Consider the following 19,279-nt stretch of genomic DNA (forward strand, 5'->3'; position numbering starts at 1 on the left):
TTTTATAAATAAAACAGGGAAAGTTGTTCAGCTATCTCTTTACCTTTTGGTTTATTTCCTTGTATTAAACTAAAAAGATAAATCCCTATTTCTTTTGCTAGTAGTACTGGTACTGCATTACCAATTTGTTTATATTTAGAAGTTACCGAACCATAAAAAATCCAATCATCGGGAAAAGTTTGGATTTTGGCAGACTCACGCACACTTAAAGAACGCAACTCTACAGGATGACACATATCTGTAGCTTTTTGGTGTGGACTTGTTGTGATTGTTGGTGAAGGTTTATCCCAAGATAGTCTTCTATAAAAACCGACTTTTCCACCTCCCGAATTATAAGCACCTCCCATAGCTTCTTTTTTTAATTCTTCTGGTAAATGTCTCCAGTTTTGTCCGGCTTTTAATAATCTTAAAAATTTGAGACGACTTTCGGAATAAGCCATAAACTCTGGAGATGGATCAATTAAACCTGTTAAAGCATCTCTTAAAGTCAGCCATTTAGGTAAATTTTGACCATCTTTACTATATTTAGCCAGAGGAAATGTAGCTGCTTCTCCATCTCTAGAACCAATAAAAACTACACGTTCTCTGTTTTGAGGAACGCCGTAATCGGCTGCTTCCAAAAGATTATAAACAACCTTATAGCCTAGAGACTGCATTTCTGCTAAAACTACTTTTAACGCAGCACCTGCGATTTCATCAGGTTCTAAAGGTGGGTAATTTTTTCCCCGTTGGTTAATTGGCCTGTGACGAAGAGGAGCAGAAAGCAATCCTCTCACATTTTCCATCAAGAAAAAACGGGGTTGAACTTCTTTAACAATGCGGATAAAGTCCATGAATAAACTACCGCGAGGGTCTATAACTGAACCTCTTTTTCCTGCGGTACTAAATGGCTGACAAGGTGGACCACCTGTTACTAAATCTACTTCACCTGGGCGTAAGGCTCTACCTAAACCTAATACTTTTCCCCCTTCCTCAAGTAATTGTTGAGAACTGACTTTTTCTATTTCTCTAGGAACAGCACTTTCTTTAAGAAATGGTCTATTAATAAAAATTGTGCGAGTGGCATCTGGGTCTTTTTCTACTACACTTACTGTATGAAATCCTGCTTTTTCCATACCTAAATCCAGACCAAAAGCGCCTGTAAATAAGGAAATAGATATAGCTTTACCATCTATCATAGTTCTGAGTCCTAAGTAATTAACAAAATTAATATAATTTAGGACTTACGCACTCGTGACTAAAAAATAAGCCTTTGTGATTACTACTCTTCGCTCGTAATGACGTAAAATTTTAGTCTGTGCATAAGTTATATAATTAATTTGCTATCTTACCAAAATATTAAGTACCTAAACAAAAATATTTATAGTCATTGGGAGCGGAGCGTCTCCATCAGGAGAAAAGAAGCAATCCTATAGGATTCATATTTGATTTTTGAAATACACGTAGCCCACCAAAACCATAATACTAAATATGATTTTTTTGTCAAATTACATCTGTCGTAGGGGTTTAGCACTGCTAAACCCTCCACAGTGCGGATCTATTTACTGCTAATAATGTTTTTTCTACAAATAATTCAGCAGAAAGTTCTGCATCTTCATACTGTTGTCCAGATCCCCGACAACTTCTGCGAAGTCGGGGATCTAATTTTGCACGAATGATTTAGGACTGCTATATAAATAAAGAAAACAGCGAAAGTTTTTCAGTCATCTCTTTCGCTTTTGGTTTATGCTTTTCTCGCAATGACAAGGGTAAAAGGACTAAAGTAGAAAGGGCGACTGGAAAATCCTCCCAACCGTGCAGACAACACGAAAACCAATATTGCTGACGATGTTGTCGCGCTCCGCCCTAACGATGTCGTAGCGAGACGGGGAACGACAGTATCTAGGATTACTGAGCCAGGAACCGCCCCGCAGTACGGCTAGTTTTTGTTTTTGATCAAGATTATTATCATCAACCCAAGGACTGCTATCTGTTGGCGCACCTTCATATTTATCATGCCAATCGTCGAGACAGCATTCCCATACATTCCCATGCATATCGCAAAGTCCAAAGGCGTTAGCTACTCCAAAATTCCCTACTTCTGTTGTTTCTTGTCGATATGTTCCTTCCACCCCTGCACCATAAGTTTGGGTAGCATTATAGTTGGCAAGTTCTGAAGTGATTGTTTCACCAAAATGAAATGGTGTAGTTGTTCCCGCCCGACAAGCATATTCCCATTCGGCTTCGCTAGGTAGGCGGTACTGTCTTTTAGTCAGGGAAGATAAGCGATCGCAAAACTCAACCGCATCGTCCCAAGAAATTTGCTCAACGGGGCGATTTGCACCTTGAAAATTAGATGGGTTTGGTTGTAGTTCTCGGTTAACTTGGGGGAGTGCGGCTACAGCTTGCCATTGTGCTTGGGTAATAGGATATCGCCCCATGTAGAAGTTAGGAACTGTTACCTGATGTTGTGGCCTTTCATTATCGCTACTCTCTAATTCCTCCTCCGGCGCACCCATTAAGAATGTCCCAGCGGGAATTTCTATCATTTCGAGTTCAATACCTTCTGCTAATACCTCAATAATGTATTCTGCTTGACCTTGTTGACGGTTAATAATCCATTCTTCTTGTTCGCCTAACTGACGTTCTAGGGTGGCTATAGTGAACTGAATCACGCCTAAATTTAATCGTTTGCAAAGAGAATGTCCAAGTCCGCGTTCATCTTGCTGACGTATCTTAGAATCATATCCTGAACCATCCATAGAACCGCCGCCTGCAATTCGGGCAATGTCCCAAGTCTCTAATTTTCTACTCAGAATATCTCTGTTTTCTATAGCTTCTTCATATGTTACCAAAGTGAAGCCAGATGGACAAGTTTCGCCACTAACTCTTAATATCAAATCTTCAAAATTAGACAAGCGACCTCTAAAATCTATTCTGCCTTCATTGGGATAATTCAACCATCCCTCAAATAACTTGCCTGTTTGATGTCCTGACCAAAAATAACTATTTTCACTATCTTCTTTAAAAGTAAAGCTAGCAGCAGTGCGATTATGCTCAAAACTCCATGAGAGTTGTTGTCCTTCTATTTGCACATTTTCAATTACTGCAAAACCAAACCGAGAACGAAACTTTACTTTACCTTGGGTCGAAATCGATAATAATTCTAGTCCTTCGTGCCAAGTACCAGTTTCTCCACCCCATTTAACTGCACAAGTATATTCCCCTGCATATAATTGGAAAATTGGTTGATTATTATCTATTATTTTTTGTAAATTATTGGTTGCAATGTCTTCGGCAAATTCGGCATAATTACCACCGAGATTGCGTAAAACTTCTACTGCAACATGGGCAAAGGGTAATAAATTTACTTGTTTTTCTTGACTAAAATCTGGCAGATTTAACAGCAATGCCGTGAAGCTTTTCAGGGATAATCCCATTTTTTCAGCGATATATTCAGATACCACATCTAAAACATTCTCGGTTTCCGCTAAACGCATTGCTTGGTTGAGTAATTTACGTACTCCTTCCACAAAATCATATTCATTTTTCTTCCTTTCAATCATGCCACTTAAAAAGACTTCTGCCACATTTACTGGTGTAGATTTAGGTAGCATAGTCTTTTGAATCAGATGCACCACAGGTAAACTCACAGGAACAGCCGCCATTAATCCAGCTAATCTTTGGGCTGTAGATGAAGCGGTGGCTAAAAATCGATCTACAATTGCTTCTGGTGATGCTTCAAAAGTTTGAGATTTTACTGTTTTGTTTACTTGTTCTTGAAGAAATTCCAGATCTAAAACAACGGCTGGTGTTTGGATTCTGCCATAACCTGCAACCACTTTCGCCCAGGCTTTGAGCGATTCAGGTTCTAGGGTAATAATCGGTAAATTTAAGGCTTGCTCTATATCTAAATCTTCCCGACAAATTAATTTAGAGTTAGGTACACCAGGGTTAAAAGCACTCAATTTCACTTTATAACCTAAACCTAACTCACTACTTAACCACAGTCTTTCCGGGAAAAGCTGCATAATTGCAGTTGGGGATTGATTTGACCATTTTTGTAACCACTGATAGATGGTTTCTTGTTGCCAAATAGTAGATACACAATCACTGACGAGTAAAATTAAGCCTCGTCCATTACTATGATATAATTCTCGATAATTAGATTGAGAATATTTTTTTTGCTTACCTTTTTTTCTACTAACTAATTGTAAATTACCTTGAGCATCGCTTGATAGATTCCAAGTTCTGACAGTATAAAATATCCCATAATTCTCTAATATTTGGGTTAATTCATTAATGGTTTCTTGCCAAATGAATGAAGAACGGTTTTCTTCTACCACTAACTCCAGATTTAACCAACGTTCAGGTTGAGGTTTTGTGATCGGTAGCCAAATCTCCTGTTCGGCAATCAAAGCATCTACAATCTGGTTAACAGTGGCTTCAACATCCAAAGTTCTTTTAGAAGTTGAGGGAACTTTACGCATCAGAGGACGCAAAGCTCTACTAATTTGTAGTTTGTTTGGTAAAGCAGGTGCAGCAGGGGTTTGAAATGGTAAACCCTCTCTATTTTCTTCAGTCTGCGACTTTTGAGGTAACGCAGCTAAGGGTGGCGAATAAATATTAATAGCAGGCTCAAAGGGTTGAGCAGGTTGAATATTTGTTTTTTCAGAAATAGTTGGGCTTTCTGTTAAAGGTTGAGGCGCTTTTTCTCTGATTTGAGTAGTTTCTACTCCCATTTGCTGAGCTAGCAAAAGAGTATCTGCTATATCCTCATCACTTAGTTCTAAACGTTTCCTTAAACCACTACGCTCTAATATATTAACAAACCGTTTCACTGCGTCATAGGCAGAATCTTTACTCATCTTCTTCAACTTGTCCTAAATCTTGCAGCAGTTGTTTAATCAGTCCATCTTTAGTATCAATGCGTCCTTTTGTCACCATAAATAGAGCATTGAGAAGTTGATCGTTGGCTAGGGTTTTTGTATCTCTTGCTGCAATAAAATTATCAACTAATGTATCTAGAGCTTCATTTGTTAATTTGGTGGAATCTTCCGAATCTGCTATTTCTTTACCTAAATGAGCCGCAATTATTTTCACTAACTGTTCTTTATCTGGCTCTTTCATCGTTAGCCGTAAACAGCGTCTCAAAAATGGTGGGGGGAAATCTCGCTCGCCATTACTGGTTAAGATTACCAAGGGAAAGGTAGTACAAATTACTCTTCCTTCGATAATTTCGTGACTAATATCTGCGGTATATGCAGTCCGCACATTAACTCTGGGAACTTCTTTTTTTAGCCTCACTAACTCCTCGATTTCAAACCGTCCCTCTTCAAAAATATTTAACAGGTCGTTAGGTAAATCAATATCACTTTTATCAATTTCATCGATGAGGAGAATCCGGGGTTTTGGTGATGGAAGTAAAGCTGTCCCTAGAGGACCCAAGGTGATATAGTCTTCAATGCTACTGGCTTGTTGTTTCTTTTCTGCTCTGGGAGACGATTTTGGGGAATTTGGCTGCTGTTTGACTTCTTGTAAGCGAGCGATCGCATCATAGTTATATAATCCATCTTTAAGAGTAGTCCGAGATGTGATCGGCCAATATAAAACTTCCCCTAACATCAATTCTCTAGCTACCGCATAAGCTAAGGATGATTTACCTGTTCCTGGTTTACCTGTGATCAATAAAGGTCGTCGCAGGTATAATGCTGCATTAACCATATTGATTTCTTCTTCACGAGGTTGAAAAGTTTCACCTCTGACTTGGCTGCGGCTTTGATTTGGGTTAATTTCTTTACCAAAAGGTCGCCACTTGGGAGAATCAGGTAAATCCCAATCATCGTGAGGTTCACTATTTCCTGTAAAAATTTGCCAGTTAGTCATAAAATTAATCAGTTTAGAGTTTGTTTTCGGTTAATAGCTGTTCGGGTGGTAATAAATCGGGGTCATCCCACAATAAGCATAAATGGTTAATGTTATTATTCCCTTGTGCTTTTTTGTTTTTAACATGGGAAGGTAATTCTTTTAAACAAATATCATTCTCTTCATTTTTTAAAATACTCTTGAATTTTTCTTCAATATCAGGAATCTGTTGACGAGTCCAGAGGGCTAGGGGAAGAGCAGATTTGAAAATAATTTTTCCCAATACATCTCCTTTTTCAAAGACGCTGGTGATGGTTACAGCAATGACGTTTTCCTGTTTGATTTGATCGAATAAGGTTTTTTGATTATCACTAGCGCCTAAAATAAAAACACTAGTAGCATATTCTTCTAATTTATCTTTAAATGTATTTGCTTTGTCGCGCCATTTAAAAACTGGTGGACTTTTACCTCTTAATCTATCTGCACACCGAATTATTACTTCATAATCTTCACAAATTCCCGTAGTAAAATCCTCTTCACCTGGTTCATATTCTTCGGTTTTCCAAGAATCAAAATCATGATTCATCAATTCAGATGGCAAGAAAATATGAATCTGCTTTATGGATTTATTAGCTTTAATTAAACTTTGTTGAATTAAATTTATGGTGACTTTAGGTAAATTGCTTAAATTTTTATCTGTAGGAATTTCTGATTTATTGTCAAATTTAAGTTGTTCACAATCAGAGAAAGATTCTCGCTGATATTGACCTAAATTTTTGATTAGCCATGCTTCAACAACATAATTATCTCCCGATTTACTAATTGCTATCATGAGACAGGGATGACATTGCTGTTCTCGTTGTCGTTGCTCTTTGATTAATTGTTGAATTAATTCATCAAAGTCTTTAATGTTTTCTGTTCCCCAGTTGGTTAAATCATTAGATAAAGATGTTCCTGTGTTGCTCAAAGATAAATAGCCGACAAATTTATCTAGATAACTATAATTACCTTGGAGCGGCATATTTAACTCATTAATTATTTCTTCTACTGTTTGCGGTTTGGTTTTATTCAACTTACGTACTTGATATAAAGATGATTCATAAGCAGTAAAAATTATAGCCTTTTCCGGTTCAAAGTATTTTTGTAATACATTAATAAGTTTGTCTAATTTTTCCTGATTTTGATATTGTTGTTCAAGCTCTTTTAATTTAGGATTATCGGGTTTGTCTTGATAACAGGCTTGAAAAAGCTTTTCTAGCTTTCCTTCAGGAATTGCCCATCTAGTTACTAAATTAAAGACAATATCTGTAAGATTATCACCCCCGGCGATCGCTTCCAGATTTTCCCTCAATTCAAAACTAACCACCATTGCTAAATCATTTTTACTAGGATAAGCATAAAGAATGGCATCTATTAACTGTTTTTTCTTACTCTCTAACCACGATTCCATAGCAACTTATAATTGTTTTGACTAACTTTTAGCTTTAGTTTCAACGGGATTAATTAAAGGAATAATTAAGTTATATAGAATCAATATAGTTGAACCATAAACAGGGCGGTAAAAACTTAATGATGTAAAAGGTTCTCCGAGGGCAAATACCCAAACAATAAACGCTATGGTAGAGATAATAGTTTGTTTAACTGCTGGAGGCTTTTTTGGTTCAGATGTTTGCCGGAGAATATAAACAGCAGTCATTACTGTAAAAACAATCAATAAAATCCACAAGATAGTATTTGTAGGAATCCCAGCGGCACTTTTAATTAATCCGGTAATTGCAATCCATCCGCCGACAATTTCTGTAGGAATATATTTAATTAGCTTGGAAAAATAATCATCAATTTTTCCGGAATCTGATTGTGCTTCTAATTGGCTACTAACTATTCTCCGTCCCATGTTTAACTCCTGAATAATTTAAGCTAAATCTGCCTTAATTTCTTGATAAATAGCTGCAAATAAAATTCCTTCCCTAATTGTGCCAAAAGTTTTGGCTCTTTGAGCATGATGTAATGCAACTAAACACCAATCTTCATCAAAACAAGGTGAGCCACTGGAACCTAAAGCCGTTTTATTCACATATTGAACTAAACCACTATGATGATAAACTCCTGTGATGCCATCGCGACTGATGGAAAGTTTCATGGAATCGCCTTCAGGATGTTGTAAAACACTAATTCCCATTTTCTCAATCGGTAACTTTCTCTCATCCCAACGCGCAGGTGTAATGTCTTTGCTTTGGTTAATTTTAGATTCTACCTGTAATAAAATATAATCTAGATTTTCAGTTTTACTAAAACGTAAAATCGGTTTTTGGTTATCTAGTTTAAATAAATTCCCAGATTTTTCACCACCATCATCTGAAGTAAAGTAGCCAAATTTCAATACAGCATCACGAGCATTGTTTTCTATGTTGTCTTCTTCTGTCGGCTGAAAAACATGATAATTTGTTAATACCTTATTAGGAGTAATCAAAACTCCTGTGCCCATAATCTTGCGAGATGGGATTTCAATCCGACATACCGATGCAGATTGTTCAATTGCTCGTTTCAAAAATCCTACATCCAAGTAATCAGTTTCAGATTGCAGCCAATTTTGGAGTTGAATTTTATCAGTTTCGCCTTTCCAGTTAATATCGGGGCCAAAATCTGTTGTTGTTAACGGCAATTCAGTAATAAACCGTTGATTAAGAACAACTGATTCATAAAATGCTTTAAGTTCTGGATTATCAGGATTAGTTTCATAGGCGGCTAAAATTAACCGATATATTTTTCCTCTGGGAATTGCCCACCTAGTTAATAACTTAAAGACAATATCTGTAAGATTATCACCGCCGGCGATCGCCTCCAAGTTTTCCTCTAATTCAAACTGAACCATCATGGCTAAATCATTTTTAGTGGGATAGGCACTAACAATGGCGTTAACTAGCTTTTTGAGTTCAGCACCAGATAGTTTCATAGTCAATTTTCAGAAATTATACAAAATTAAGCTCATACCACCCTGAAAAGGGATGGGATTTTGTGTTGACGGTTGACGGTTAACCGTCAGCAGTCAACAGATAACAATTTGGGATTTTATAATATAGCTCCAATTACCTTGTTCTGGGTATCTGATATTAAACTTATTTATAGATGATATTGCCGATGGAAAAATTAAGCTAGGCAAGATGCCTAGGCTAGAGACTATTTTATCCGCTTCATCGATAAGATGATTACTGCACAGGGTTTTTATATTAATTTATATGAAGCTTGCAGATAATGAAGATGCATATATAGCAGATGGCAACGCAAGTGAGTACAGATAATCATCAGGGCACAACACTGGAGACATCCAATTTTTTAAATAACCAATAAATTTGTAGTCCGAGTGTCTCGCTCGATGAATGAACAACAGCGAGCTTTTCGGCTCGCACTACGGAATATGGGTAATTTATTTTTTGTAAGTAATTGCTCCGGCGTAGCCCGCCGCAGGTATCGCCAATATAGCAATTGGGTTCGCCGATATAGCAATTGGGTTTCCCAATATAACAATTGGGTTCGCCGATATAGCAATTGGGTTTCCCAATATAACAATTGGGTTCGCCGATATAACAATTGGGTTTCCCGATATAGCAATTGGGTTTCCCAATATAGCAATTGAGTTCGCCGATATAACAATTGGGTTTCCCAATATAGCAATTGAGTTCTCCAATATAACAATTGAGTTCTCCAATATAACAATTGAGTTCTCCAATATAACAATTGGGTTCGCCGATATAACAATTAGGTTTCCCAATATAGCAATTGGGTTTCCCAATATAGCAAAGCCCCTTACCCTTTGCCCTTTTCCCTTTCCCCTTCCCAAAAACCCTAATTTTTAATTGATAAACTTAGTTGCTCTCAATTAGAAGCCGAACAAGCAACAGATGTGAATGCCGGAATATGGGGTGTAACTTTGGGCACTTCTGCAACCAGCAAGATATCCCCATTGGCATCAACTACCAAACCAGAAGCTTCCACAATCGCATTAGAAGCAGAAGAAATTGCGGAAGTAGTAGTGACTAATGTGGCAATTGGTTCAATTTTTTCTGTTAGAGAGTTTTGCGATCGATTTGAGAGTTTCACCCATTGTGCTAGGGTACTAGTATCTTGTAATGGTTCAATGGGACTGTAAGGTAGGCCACCGCGTCCTGTGATGATAAATGAATTGGCTTGTTGCTTACTACCAGGCTTGCAAGAGTTATCAATTTGCCCGGAAGCATCCACCAGAGTTGAGGGGAGTTGGACTAAGCCGTTACGGGGGTCTACCTCTGGTGTGCTGATAGTTACATTACCGCTCACACCCAATTCGGAACTAGCAGTGATACCGCTCTGTTGTGTTTCTTGTGCTTGGAATCCAATGCCGAATATTCCTTGAGTAAAGATGTTAATATTACCACCAGTGCCACTGTAAGCATTGGCTGTGATGTTGCTGTCTTCCTGGTCAACGGCGATGATGAAGGGACTATTAATGGTGATGTTACCACCATTGCCACCAGCTTTATCTGTGCCGGCTGTGGCAGTAATGTTGCTGTTATGACGCAGGAATAAGAAATCTTTAACTTCTAGAGTAATTTCCCCTCCTTGGCTACTTACAGTTGCGGCATTAATAAAGGCTTGATTATCTAAAGTTAGAGTCCCAGCTTGCAGGGAAATATTGCCACCTTGACCGCTTCCTTGACTATTTACTCCTATCCCCGCACCGTTTTTAATGAGAAAAATTTCAGGGTCAATGGTAATACTGCCACCTACACCTGTTGAACCTGTTTCTGTATTAGCAAATATTCCGGTATTTGTGCCGTCTAAGGTAATGCGATCGCGGACTTTTACGTTGATATTTCCCGCTTTTTTTGTACCGGATGTAGTGGTGAGGAATTGGGAGCCGTTATTGGCGGTTAAAGTATGAGAATTGATGTTAATATTACCGCCTTGACCACTATTAATAGTAGAAGCTGAGATTTTTACGCCATCATTAATATTTAAGTTTTGGGTAGTAATTTGAATATTGCCAGCTTCCCCTGTACCTGTACTTTCAACTGCTAATTTTCCAGATCCTGCAATGTTAATATTTTCCGGTGCTGTGAGAATTAAGTCACCACCTTTACCACTGGCAGAAGTAGAAGCAGAAATAGTGGAATTGGGGAACAGGGTAATATCTAAATCGGGCTGATTTTGGTAAGGATTGAGTTGTAATGTGCCTGCGGGGGCTTGTCCTTGGGTTTCGGCAAAAATCCCGACAATGCCTGCTAGGTCTAGTTTGGAGGCGTTTAAGGTGATGCTACCACCGTCTTCGGTGTTGGTGGCGGTGGCGGTGGCGGTGGCGGTGATGCGGGCTGTATCGGATACGGTGAGGCTAGGAGTATTCACAATGATGTTTCCGGCTTTACCTGCACCAGTTGTTTCGACGGAGATAATCGGGGCAAAGTCTTGAACACCGATACCGAGATTAACTAGATTAGGTGCATTGACTGTGATTGTACCGCCATCACCCTTGCCTGTAGTTGTGGCGAAGATTTGAGCGCCATTGGCTACTGTTAAAGTCGGAGTATCAATGGTGATGTCTCCGGCAAAACCTTCTGCTGTGGTGGAAGCGGAGATTTCTGAGGTATCTGTGAGGGTTAAGTTGTTGGCATCAATTTGAATATTGCCGGCGTTCCCTGTGCTGCTGGTGTTGCTGGCAATTTTACTATTATTGAAAGTAACAGTACCAGGACTGGTAATCTTGACGTTGCCTGCGGGGTCACTGCCTCTGGTGTCGCTTTCTATGCGACTATCTTTAAATGTGAGATTACCTGTGCTGGTAATATCCACATTTCCTGATTGACCTACTCCGCTAACATCCAGGGTAATATTTTCGTTTTCATCAGGAGCAGCTAGGGGATTCTTGATTGTCAACTGTTTACTAGTGATGATATTCGTATTTGTCAGCGATAAATCCCCAAAACCGTTAATTTGAACATCTCCAGATTTGGAAGCAGAAGACAGAGTTAAGATATCTAAATCTGTAATGTTATTTTTAGCTGCTAAAGTAACGTTACCACCCGCTCCTGAATTTCCGGTTGGAGAAACAGAAAAGGAATTCAAGGTTGCGGAAATAATATTCCAATCTATATCTAGATTCACATCTATATTCCCATCTATTGCACTGAGAGTAATTATTCCACCATTTCCCGCGTTTTCTGAAAGTGAAAATGAGTAGGAGTCAAGGCCTTGTGTCAAGATATTACCCTGTGTGGTAGTCAGGGCAATTGCACCCCCAGATTCCGCGTTTCCTGAACGTGAATATGAGTAAGAGTCAAGGTCTTGTGTAGAGATATTACCCTGTGTGGTAGTCAGGGCGATTGCACCCCCAGAACCCGCGTTTCCTGAATCTGAAATTGAGGCGGAGTCAAGGCCGTGTGTAGAAATATTACCCTTTGTGGTAGTCAGGGCGATCGCACCCCCTGATCCCGCGTTTCCAAAAGCTGATTGTGAGGAGGAGTCAAGGTATTCTGTAGAAATATTACCCTGTGTGGTAGTCAGGGCGATCGCACCCCCTGATCCCGCGTTTCCATCGCTTGAATCTGAGTTAGAGCGAAGGTCTAGTGTAGAAATATCACCATATGTGGTAGTCAGGGTGATCGCACCTCCTGAACCCCCGTTTTCTGAATCTGAATTTGAGTCAGAATGAATGGATTGTGTAGAGATATCACCATGTGTGGTAGTCAGGGCGATCGCACCCCCGTTTCCCCCTGATGAGCTGGAGACTGATCTGGAGTCAAGGTATTCTGTAGAGATATTACCTTGTGTGGTAGTTAGGGTGATCGCACCCCCTGAACCCGCAGTTCCTAAATCTGAATTTGACTCGGAGACAAGGTCGTGTGTAGAGATATTACCCTGTGTGGTAGTTAGGGCGATCGCACCTCCTGAACCCACTGCGGTTTCACCTGCTGAGTAGGAGTTAATGTCTAGTGTTGAAATCTTACCCCGTGTGGTAGTTAGGGCGATTGCACCCCCTGAACCCGCGTCTCCTGAACGTGAATTTGAGTAGGAGTTAATGTCTAGTGTTGAAATCTTACCCTGTGTGGTAGTTAGGGCGATCGCACCCCCTGATCCCGCGTTTCCTGAATCTGAAGATGAGGAGGAGTTAATGTTTTTTGTAGAGATATTACCCTGTGTGGTAGTTAGGGCGATCGCACCCCCTGATCCCGCGTTTCCTGAATCTGAAGATGAGGATGAGAAGGAGTAAAGGTTTTGTGTAGAGATATCGCCCCCTGTGGCAGTTAAAGTTATATTACCTCCACTCAGTTTGTCACTAGTATCAACACTAGTATCAATATTACCTAAAGTTAGGTTAACACCTGTAATCTCAGCTTTTCGTCCATTAGTTCTGATAATATCGGCAGTATTCATCCGAACATTACCGATTCTATTTGCATCAACATCTGCCAATATTTTAATATTATTCGCAGCAGCCAAACTGCCATTAAACTTAATATTTTCTGTCGCTGTTAGATTAACTTCCCCACCTTTTCCTATCAAACTGACAGCGTTAATTTTGCCTACATTAATATTTCCATTTGTCGCATTAAGATTAATTGAACCGCTATCATCAGATAGAATTGGATTACGAAAAATCAGTTTTGTCCCGTTGGCAGTTCCCCAAGGAGCAGTTTCGCCTGCTTTGTATAAAACGCCTGAATCTTTTTCTGGATAAACATCTGTTACTTCTAATTTCCAAATTCCTCTAGGATTTTCCCCATTAAAAGATGCTAACCCACCTTTTCCTGTTGGTTTAAATCTACCTCGGAAGGGAGGTGAAGCATTATTAATACTGGTCGCTGCACTATCATCTAACAAAGTATCTTGAAAGTTATCTCCGTTAGAGCCTACACGAGAAAATAACTCCAAATTTCGTCCAGATGGTGAAATCAGATCAACTACTAAATCATTATCCCAAGAATGCGATGCTGAAAACTGTACATCTAAATCCCCGATTGGTTGTGACTCTGATACTTTGAATTTGAAGGTAAAAGTAGTACTTTTAAAAAGCTCAATATCAACCTCCTCCTCATTATCAAGCTCGTTTTCAGGCTCATTTTCAAGCTCATTCTTAAGATCATTATTATTAATAGTACCCCCAGCATCGACATCAACTACAGCAATAATATCTCCGCCTTTCATAAATTCAGTATCAATATTCCCTAATGTCAAACTCGCTCCCGAAATAGTAATATTTCTGCCATTTGTTTTGATAGTATCGGCAGTAGCCATTTTAAAATTACCGATTCCATCTCTATCAGCATCAGCAGTAAATGTGATTTTACCGCTACCATTAGTTAGATTTAAAGTGCGATCGCTTAAAGGATTAATTGTAATATTATTGGTTGCCTGCAATATCAGATTTGTGTTTCCAGACAAACCTTCTAATTTTGATTCATATATCGTTGTGGGTGCTGCTTTATTAATTTGACTCAGCGGCGCGCTCAGTATAGAACCACTAATACCAGAATTATTAAGAGCAAAGCTATCTGTACCATTTCCAGAACCATTGGCAATAATGATATTTTTTGTGTCTAACAGCAGCCTTCCAAATAAACCTTTGATGGCACTATTATCTACACTCCCGCGAAAAATCAGGTTTTGTTTACCAGATACTTGCACTAAGCCACCGTTACCGGAAACAGAACCACCACGGGCGGTAATATTGCCATAAAATCCTGTGACTTCATCTGAGGCGATAATGACATTGCCACCATTGCCAGTAGAGAGTGCATTGGCATTAATATTTACTCTGGGCCCAATATAGGTGCGTTTTGCTGTGGGAGTTGTACCGCTACCTTGAAAATCGCCCCCAATCAAAACTGTCCCACCACCTTTATTAGCAGAGACATCTATCTGGGCATTATTCAATAAACCAACCCGCTCTCCTAATAGTTGTACTGTACCACCAGGAGCTATCAAAGAACCCGTGCTAGTAACTGTACTCCCAAATAAAGTCAAATCCTTTCCCGCATTAACTGCTAATTTTCCCGCATTAGATATATCTCCCTGATTCGACGTTGTTTGCAAACCAATGGGGACATTTATTTTCAGTAGTGGCGGTGCTTGGGGGTTAGTGGCGCTAAACTCCAACCCATTCCCAAACACAAAACTATTTGCAGTACTCCCGACAAAGGAACCATTGACATCCAAGCGCGCATTAGCTCCAAATACAATCCCATTGGGATTCATCAAAAAGAGGTTGGCGTTACCCAAAACCCCCAAAGTTCCCAGAATCCGAGAAACATTAGTTCCCGTCACCCGTGTCAAAATATTCTCAATGCCACTGGGATTGGTAAAATATGCTCCTCGTTCTGAGCCAATATTAAATTCACTAAAGCTGTGGAAGAGGTTACTTCCGCGAATTGCACCCCCATCAATTCTCTGACTGGGAATTCCTTTAATTGTATCCGGTGTGACAACTGCTCCTTCCGTACCAAGGGTATTATCTGGAGTGATTTGCGCTGTTGCTGAGTTAAAGGTAGTCAAACTCAAGCAGGTAAAGCTGCTGACCAGGAACCAAGGGAAAATGTGAGTAAATCGCACCACCACTACCTTTTTGTGTTAAAAATGGCTTTTGGGAGTATTGTACTATCTTTCCGAAGATCATTTTAGTTACGAAGTACGAAGTACGAATTAGTAATTATTACTGACTCAGGAAGAGTGGTTTATTGCGCAACGCGAGTCAATTGTCAATTGTCAACTGACGCGAAATCCCACCCCTTGAAGGAGTGGGTTTCCCGTCGCTTTTGATAACTAATTAGTCGGACTTAATATCAGTTGTTGCGATCGCCAAAATAGCAATTGTAGTGCCAAGAATGGCAAATGGGCACCAGAAAACTTCTCCTCAGCATCCGCAGCTGCCTTAATCAAGTCTTAAATCCAACAAGATATAATACGCGGATACAATTTTTCCGCGTTCTTGACCAATCCCCAATCCTTAATCAAGAGTTTCTGGCAATTAATCATCAAGAGAGAATAAAAATTATGTCGGTGAAAGATAGTGTTGTATTAATCACAGGGGCTAGTCGAGGTATTGGTGCGGCCACTGCTCGATTATTTGGAGAGCAGGGTGCAGCCGTTGGTGTTAATTATTACGGTAATCAAGCCGCAGCCCAGGAAGTAGTTGACGATATTCAAGCAGCAGGTGGTAAAGCCTTAGCTGTTCAAGCCGATGTTCGCGATCCGCAACAAGTCGAGACAATGGTGAAGCAGGTAGCTGATGCATTTGGAGCAATTAATACCCTGGTGTTAAATGCCAATGCTTCATTTAAAATGGCTCCTTTTATCGATCACCCTTGGGAAGACTTTGAAGCTAAATTACTCGGTGAACTCAAAGCTGCATTTTTCCCCTGTAAAGCAGTCGTTCCCAGCATGATTGAACAAAAACGAGGCTGCATCATTGCAATTAGCAGTGGAGTATCACGTTACCCAATGGCAGGATCTATCTCTCATGCTACAGCCAAATCTGGACTAGATGCGTTTGTGAAAAGTTTAGCCCTGGAGTTAGGACAGTATAACATTCGCGTCAATGCAATTGCTCCTGGTTTGACATTGACCGATGCGACGGCTTTTATTCCAGAGGAATATAAAAATCATTTGATGGAGATCACGCCACTGAAACGCAACGGTTTACCTGAAGACATCGCCGGGGCAATCATGTTACTAGCATCTGACGAAGCCAAATTTATTACAGGGGCTTATTTACCTGTAAGTGGTGGACAACAAATGCTATGAGCTAGCTTTGTAAAATCATAATTGCGATCGCACTCCTCAATTCTCAAGTGCGATCGCTCTACATCCCACACCCGCAACTTAAAGCCAATTACCAATCAGTACATAGGCAGACCAAAAGCGGGGTGCTTTGTATTTGGCATCTTGGAGCAACTTTAGCTGAGCAAGGCGGAGAGCTTCAGCTTTGCTGATGTTACCATCCTTGAGTTCTTGATAGAAAAGACCGACAAACTTAGCTGTCGCTTCATCATCAATGTCCCACAGAGATGCCATTGTACTTCGTGCCCCTGCCCTAACCGCAACACCAGCTAGACCGAGTACGGCGCGGTTGTCTCCGGCTGCTGTCTGACAAGCACTCAAAAATAATAGTTCCATGATTTGAGATTTACTTCCATTTCGACTGCGCAGGATTCTGTCGAACTGGGTGACGTTGATCGGGCCATCGGCAGCCAAAATAAAGGTATCCTCAGCACGGGAACTAAACTCACCGTGGGTTGCTATATGCACTATGTTAAAGTTAGCAGAATTAATTTTGCTCTCTAGTGCTTTACTGGTGAACTGCTGTTCTAGAAGTTTGGTTGTGGCTATTCCGGTTTTGGCGATTAACTCGAATTCCTTCTCAATTGCAGGTAAAGGCGGATATTTGGTATATCCCGGTGGAGAATTTATGAGTCCGGCGGTAATTACTCTCAGCTGCTGTTTTCCTATGGGTTTGGGAGCGAGAAGTTGCAGACCGAGATTGAGAGCAACTGCGTATTTTTCCACTAAATATTGTTTGCCATCGTACAAAGATGCCATTGGGATATTGCGTAAAACCCCATCGAGGAGAAACACCAGGGTTTTCACTCCAGATGTTTGTAATTCTGACTCTATCGGTTTGATCAGCCAATTGTAAACCTGTTGTAACTGGTTGCTCATGGCTTTGCTGGTATGGTTTCTAGTCAGATTTTGTCGCAGTTGATTCGCTATTTTTTCTACCTCTGCTTTCGGGATGCTGGTGGTATAATATCGCAGGGGTTGTTGCGGAATTTTGACAATTACCTGGAGTGATTCGGGAAGAATCATCGGGTAAAAGATTGCAGTTGTGGGATTATCTTGGTCTACGAGTTTATCCAGCACTACTGTCTGACCTTGCAAACAAGCTTCCCGGAAAAAGTTATCTAATTCTGCCAATTGCAATGCTTCAATGCGCTGGCGTGCTTTCTCTAGGGTTTGTTCATCAGGTTTACCTTGTTGCGATTTTAGCAGTATTTCTACTGATTCTCGATAGACTGGTTCTACACTGTCACGGAAAGAGAATTGCACATTCTGGTTAACAGCTACCAAATCACTGCGCAGAGATTCCAGAGTTGCCAAACTCGCATCATAGGCAATAATTGCATCGGGAATATTTCCTTGTGCTTTGAATAACCTTCCTAATTGCCATTGCCAACGATAAGCAATTTCTGGTGCATTGTAGGCTTGGGTTAATATTAAAGCCTGCTGGGTGAGTTTTTGCGCCTCGGACAACTGCTGTGTCTGTTCGTAAAAATTGCCTAAACTACCCAAAGCATAAGCTTCTGCTCGTTTATCACCTATATTCCGGGCTTGTTGAATTGCTGTAGCTAGGAATTGGGAATTCTTCAGTGTTAAATTCTCACGCCCTAATTTTACCAGATTTTGCACAAAGTTAATCCGGGCATAGATAGCGGCATGACTGGGGGGAAGTTGTTCGATTTGCGATTGAATTACAGGTAATAAAGTTTGCACATCGGCTGATTTACCATCTTCAATCAAGAGTTTCAGTTGATTGAGATGTGCTTGAACTTTGATCAGGGGTGAGGAAGATACTTTAACAGCTTGTTGATAAAATGCGATCGCTTCTGGTATTTTCTTCTGGGCAACAGCATTATTCCCCAAGCTTAACAAACTTGCGGCTATATCACTAGGCGATTGCAGACGTTGGGCAATTTCCAGACTTTGCTGGAGGATTTTCCCTGACTCTGGCAAATTACCCACTAACTGGAGACTATCACCAAGCGATCGCAAACTGATGGCTTTTTCTAAAGAATCTGGTTGTGATTGTAATGTCTGCTTTACTTCATTCAGTATTTTTCCTGATTTTTGATAAAAACCTTGGATGCGAAAAGCTTGGGCTTGATTGATTTGCGATCGCACTACGCCACTATTATCTTTGATTTTGGTATAAATCTCTGCTGAGTGTTGCCAACTACTCAAGGCTGAATCTGTTTGTCCCATCGCCAATTGTAGACTAGCTTGCACATCCAGAGATTGCGCCAGCACTCCTAAATTGGGTATTTTTTCAGGATTACCTTGTAATAATTTTAAACTTTCTGTAATTGCCTGTTGTGCTTGATGCCAATCACCAAGTTCTTGGTAAGCAAGAGACAGATTACTCAGCGTCGCCGCAAGTCTTACCGTATCGCCTTGCTTTTGATATTGCTCGACTGCTTGCTGCAAAAATTTTACAGCTTCTGCAAATCTGCCGGCATCATATAATAGTTTTCCCTGTTGCAAGTTAGATGAAGCAACAGCGATTAATGTCTGCGCAGTTGTCTGGTTGTTGGCAGCAAGTTTGCCAACAGCTGGCGAAATATGCGTACATATTATAGTAGTTGCCAGTACCAGCGCCAAGAAAGAATATATTTTAGCTTTGAATTTCATTTAA

9 protein-coding genes are annotated in these 19,279 nt (G+C 40.1%); 1 reads left to right on the forward strand and 8 read right to left on the reverse strand.

The features are described from left to right. Positions 1 to 2 precede the first annotated feature (2 nt). From AACU32_RS06500 to AACU32_RS06530, 7 genes are all read right to left on the reverse strand, one after another. Positions 3 to 1,178: a DNA cytosine methyltransferase gene (locus AACU32_RS06500; RefSeq protein WP_096598850.1), complete on the reverse strand. Its 1,176-nt coding sequence runs from the start codon at positions 1,176 to 1,178 to the stop codon at positions 3 to 5. 579 nt (positions 1,179 to 1,757) lie between these two features. Beyond that, a complete protein-coding gene (locus tag AACU32_RS06505; RefSeq protein ID WP_096598851.1) occupies positions 1,758 to 4,847 on the reverse strand; it encodes an SAV_2336 N-terminal domain-related protein in 3,090 nt (1,029 codons plus the stop codon). Then, a complete protein-coding gene (locus tag AACU32_RS06510; protein WP_096598852.1) occupies positions 4,840 to 5,865 on the reverse strand; it encodes an AAA family ATPase in 1,026 nt (341 codons plus the stop codon). The genes AACU32_RS06505 and AACU32_RS06510 overlap by 8 nt, the downstream gene beginning before the upstream one ends. A 13-nt stretch (positions 5,866 to 5,878) precedes the next feature. Then, the gene (locus AACU32_RS06515) at positions 5,879 to 7,294 is read right to left on the reverse strand and encodes a VMAP-C domain-containing protein (protein WP_096598853.1); all 1,416 of its coding nucleotides are present in this window, start codon (positions 7,292 to 7,294) and stop codon (positions 5,879 to 5,881) included. Between the two features lie 21 nt (positions 7,295 to 7,315). Further along, positions 7,316 to 7,738, reverse strand: a complete 423-nt coding sequence (locus AACU32_RS06520) for a hypothetical protein (RefSeq protein WP_096598854.1) — start codon at positions 7,736 to 7,738, stop codon at positions 7,316 to 7,318. Between the two features lie 18 nt (positions 7,739 to 7,756). After that, on the reverse strand, positions 7,757 to 8,797 hold the full coding sequence (locus tag AACU32_RS06525; protein ID WP_096598855.1) for an effector-associated domain EAD1-containing protein: 1,041 nt from the start codon (positions 8,795 to 8,797) through the stop codon (positions 7,757 to 7,759). A gap of 920 nt (positions 8,798 to 9,717) precedes the next feature. Continuing rightward, positions 9,718 to 15,423: a two-partner secretion domain-containing protein gene (locus AACU32_RS06530; RefSeq protein ID WP_339377586.1), complete on the reverse strand. Its 5,706-nt coding sequence runs from the start codon at positions 15,421 to 15,423 to the stop codon at positions 9,718 to 9,720. 441 nt (positions 15,424 to 15,864) lie between these two features. Here AACU32_RS06530 and AACU32_RS06535 point away from each other — a divergent pair, with 441 nt between their 5' ends. Continuing rightward, positions 15,865 to 16,614 carry an SDR family oxidoreductase gene (locus AACU32_RS06535; RefSeq protein WP_096598858.1) on the forward strand — a complete coding sequence of 250 codons (750 nt, stop codon included), beginning with the start codon at positions 15,865 to 15,867 and terminating at the stop codon, positions 16,612 to 16,614. A 78-nt stretch (positions 16,615 to 16,692) separates the two neighbouring features. On the opposite strand, the gene AACU32_RS06540 is transcribed toward AACU32_RS06535, so the two are convergent. Next, on the reverse strand, positions 16,693 to 19,275 hold the full coding sequence (locus AACU32_RS06540) for a CHAT domain-containing protein (protein ID WP_096598859.1): 2,583 nt from the start codon (positions 19,273 to 19,275) through the stop codon (positions 16,693 to 16,695). Between the last annotated feature and the right edge of the window lie 4 nt (positions 19,276 to 19,279).

It is taken from the genome of Calothrix sp. NIES-2100 (assembly GCF_963875285.1).
GTDB lineage: Bacteria > Cyanobacteriota > Cyanobacteriia > Cyanobacteriales > Nostocaceae > Aulosira.

Bases quoted from the DNA above. Each gene is read 5' to 3' on its own strand.
- AACU32_RS06500 (WP_096598850.1), bottom strand. From the start codon at position 1,178: ATGATAGATGGTAAAGCTATATCTATTTCCTTATTTACAGGCGCTTTT.
- AACU32_RS06525 (WP_096598855.1), bottom strand. From the start codon at position 8,797: ATGAAACTATCTGGTGCTGAACTCAAAAAGCTAGTTAACGCCATTGTT.
- AACU32_RS06535 (WP_096598858.1), top strand. From the start codon at position 15,865: ATGTCGGTGAAAGATAGTGTTGTATTAATCACAGGGGCTAGTCGAGGT.
- AACU32_RS06515 (WP_096598853.1), bottom strand. From the start codon at position 7,294: ATGGAATCGTGGTTAGAGAGTAAGAAAAAACAGTTAATAGATGCCATT.
- AACU32_RS06540 (WP_096598859.1), bottom strand. From the start codon at position 19,275: ATGAAATTCAAAGCTAAAATATATTCTTTCTTGGCGCTGGTACTGGCA.
- AACU32_RS06505 (WP_096598851.1), bottom strand. From the start codon at position 4,847: ATGAGTAAAGATTCTGCCTATGACGCAGTGAAACGGTTTGTTAATATA.
- AACU32_RS06520 (WP_096598854.1), bottom strand. From the start codon at position 7,738: ATGGGACGGAGAATAGTTAGTAGCCAATTAGAAGCACAATCAGATTCC.
- AACU32_RS06510 (WP_096598852.1), bottom strand. From the start codon at position 5,865: ATGACTAACTGGCAAATTTTTACAGGAAATAGTGAACCTCACGATGAT.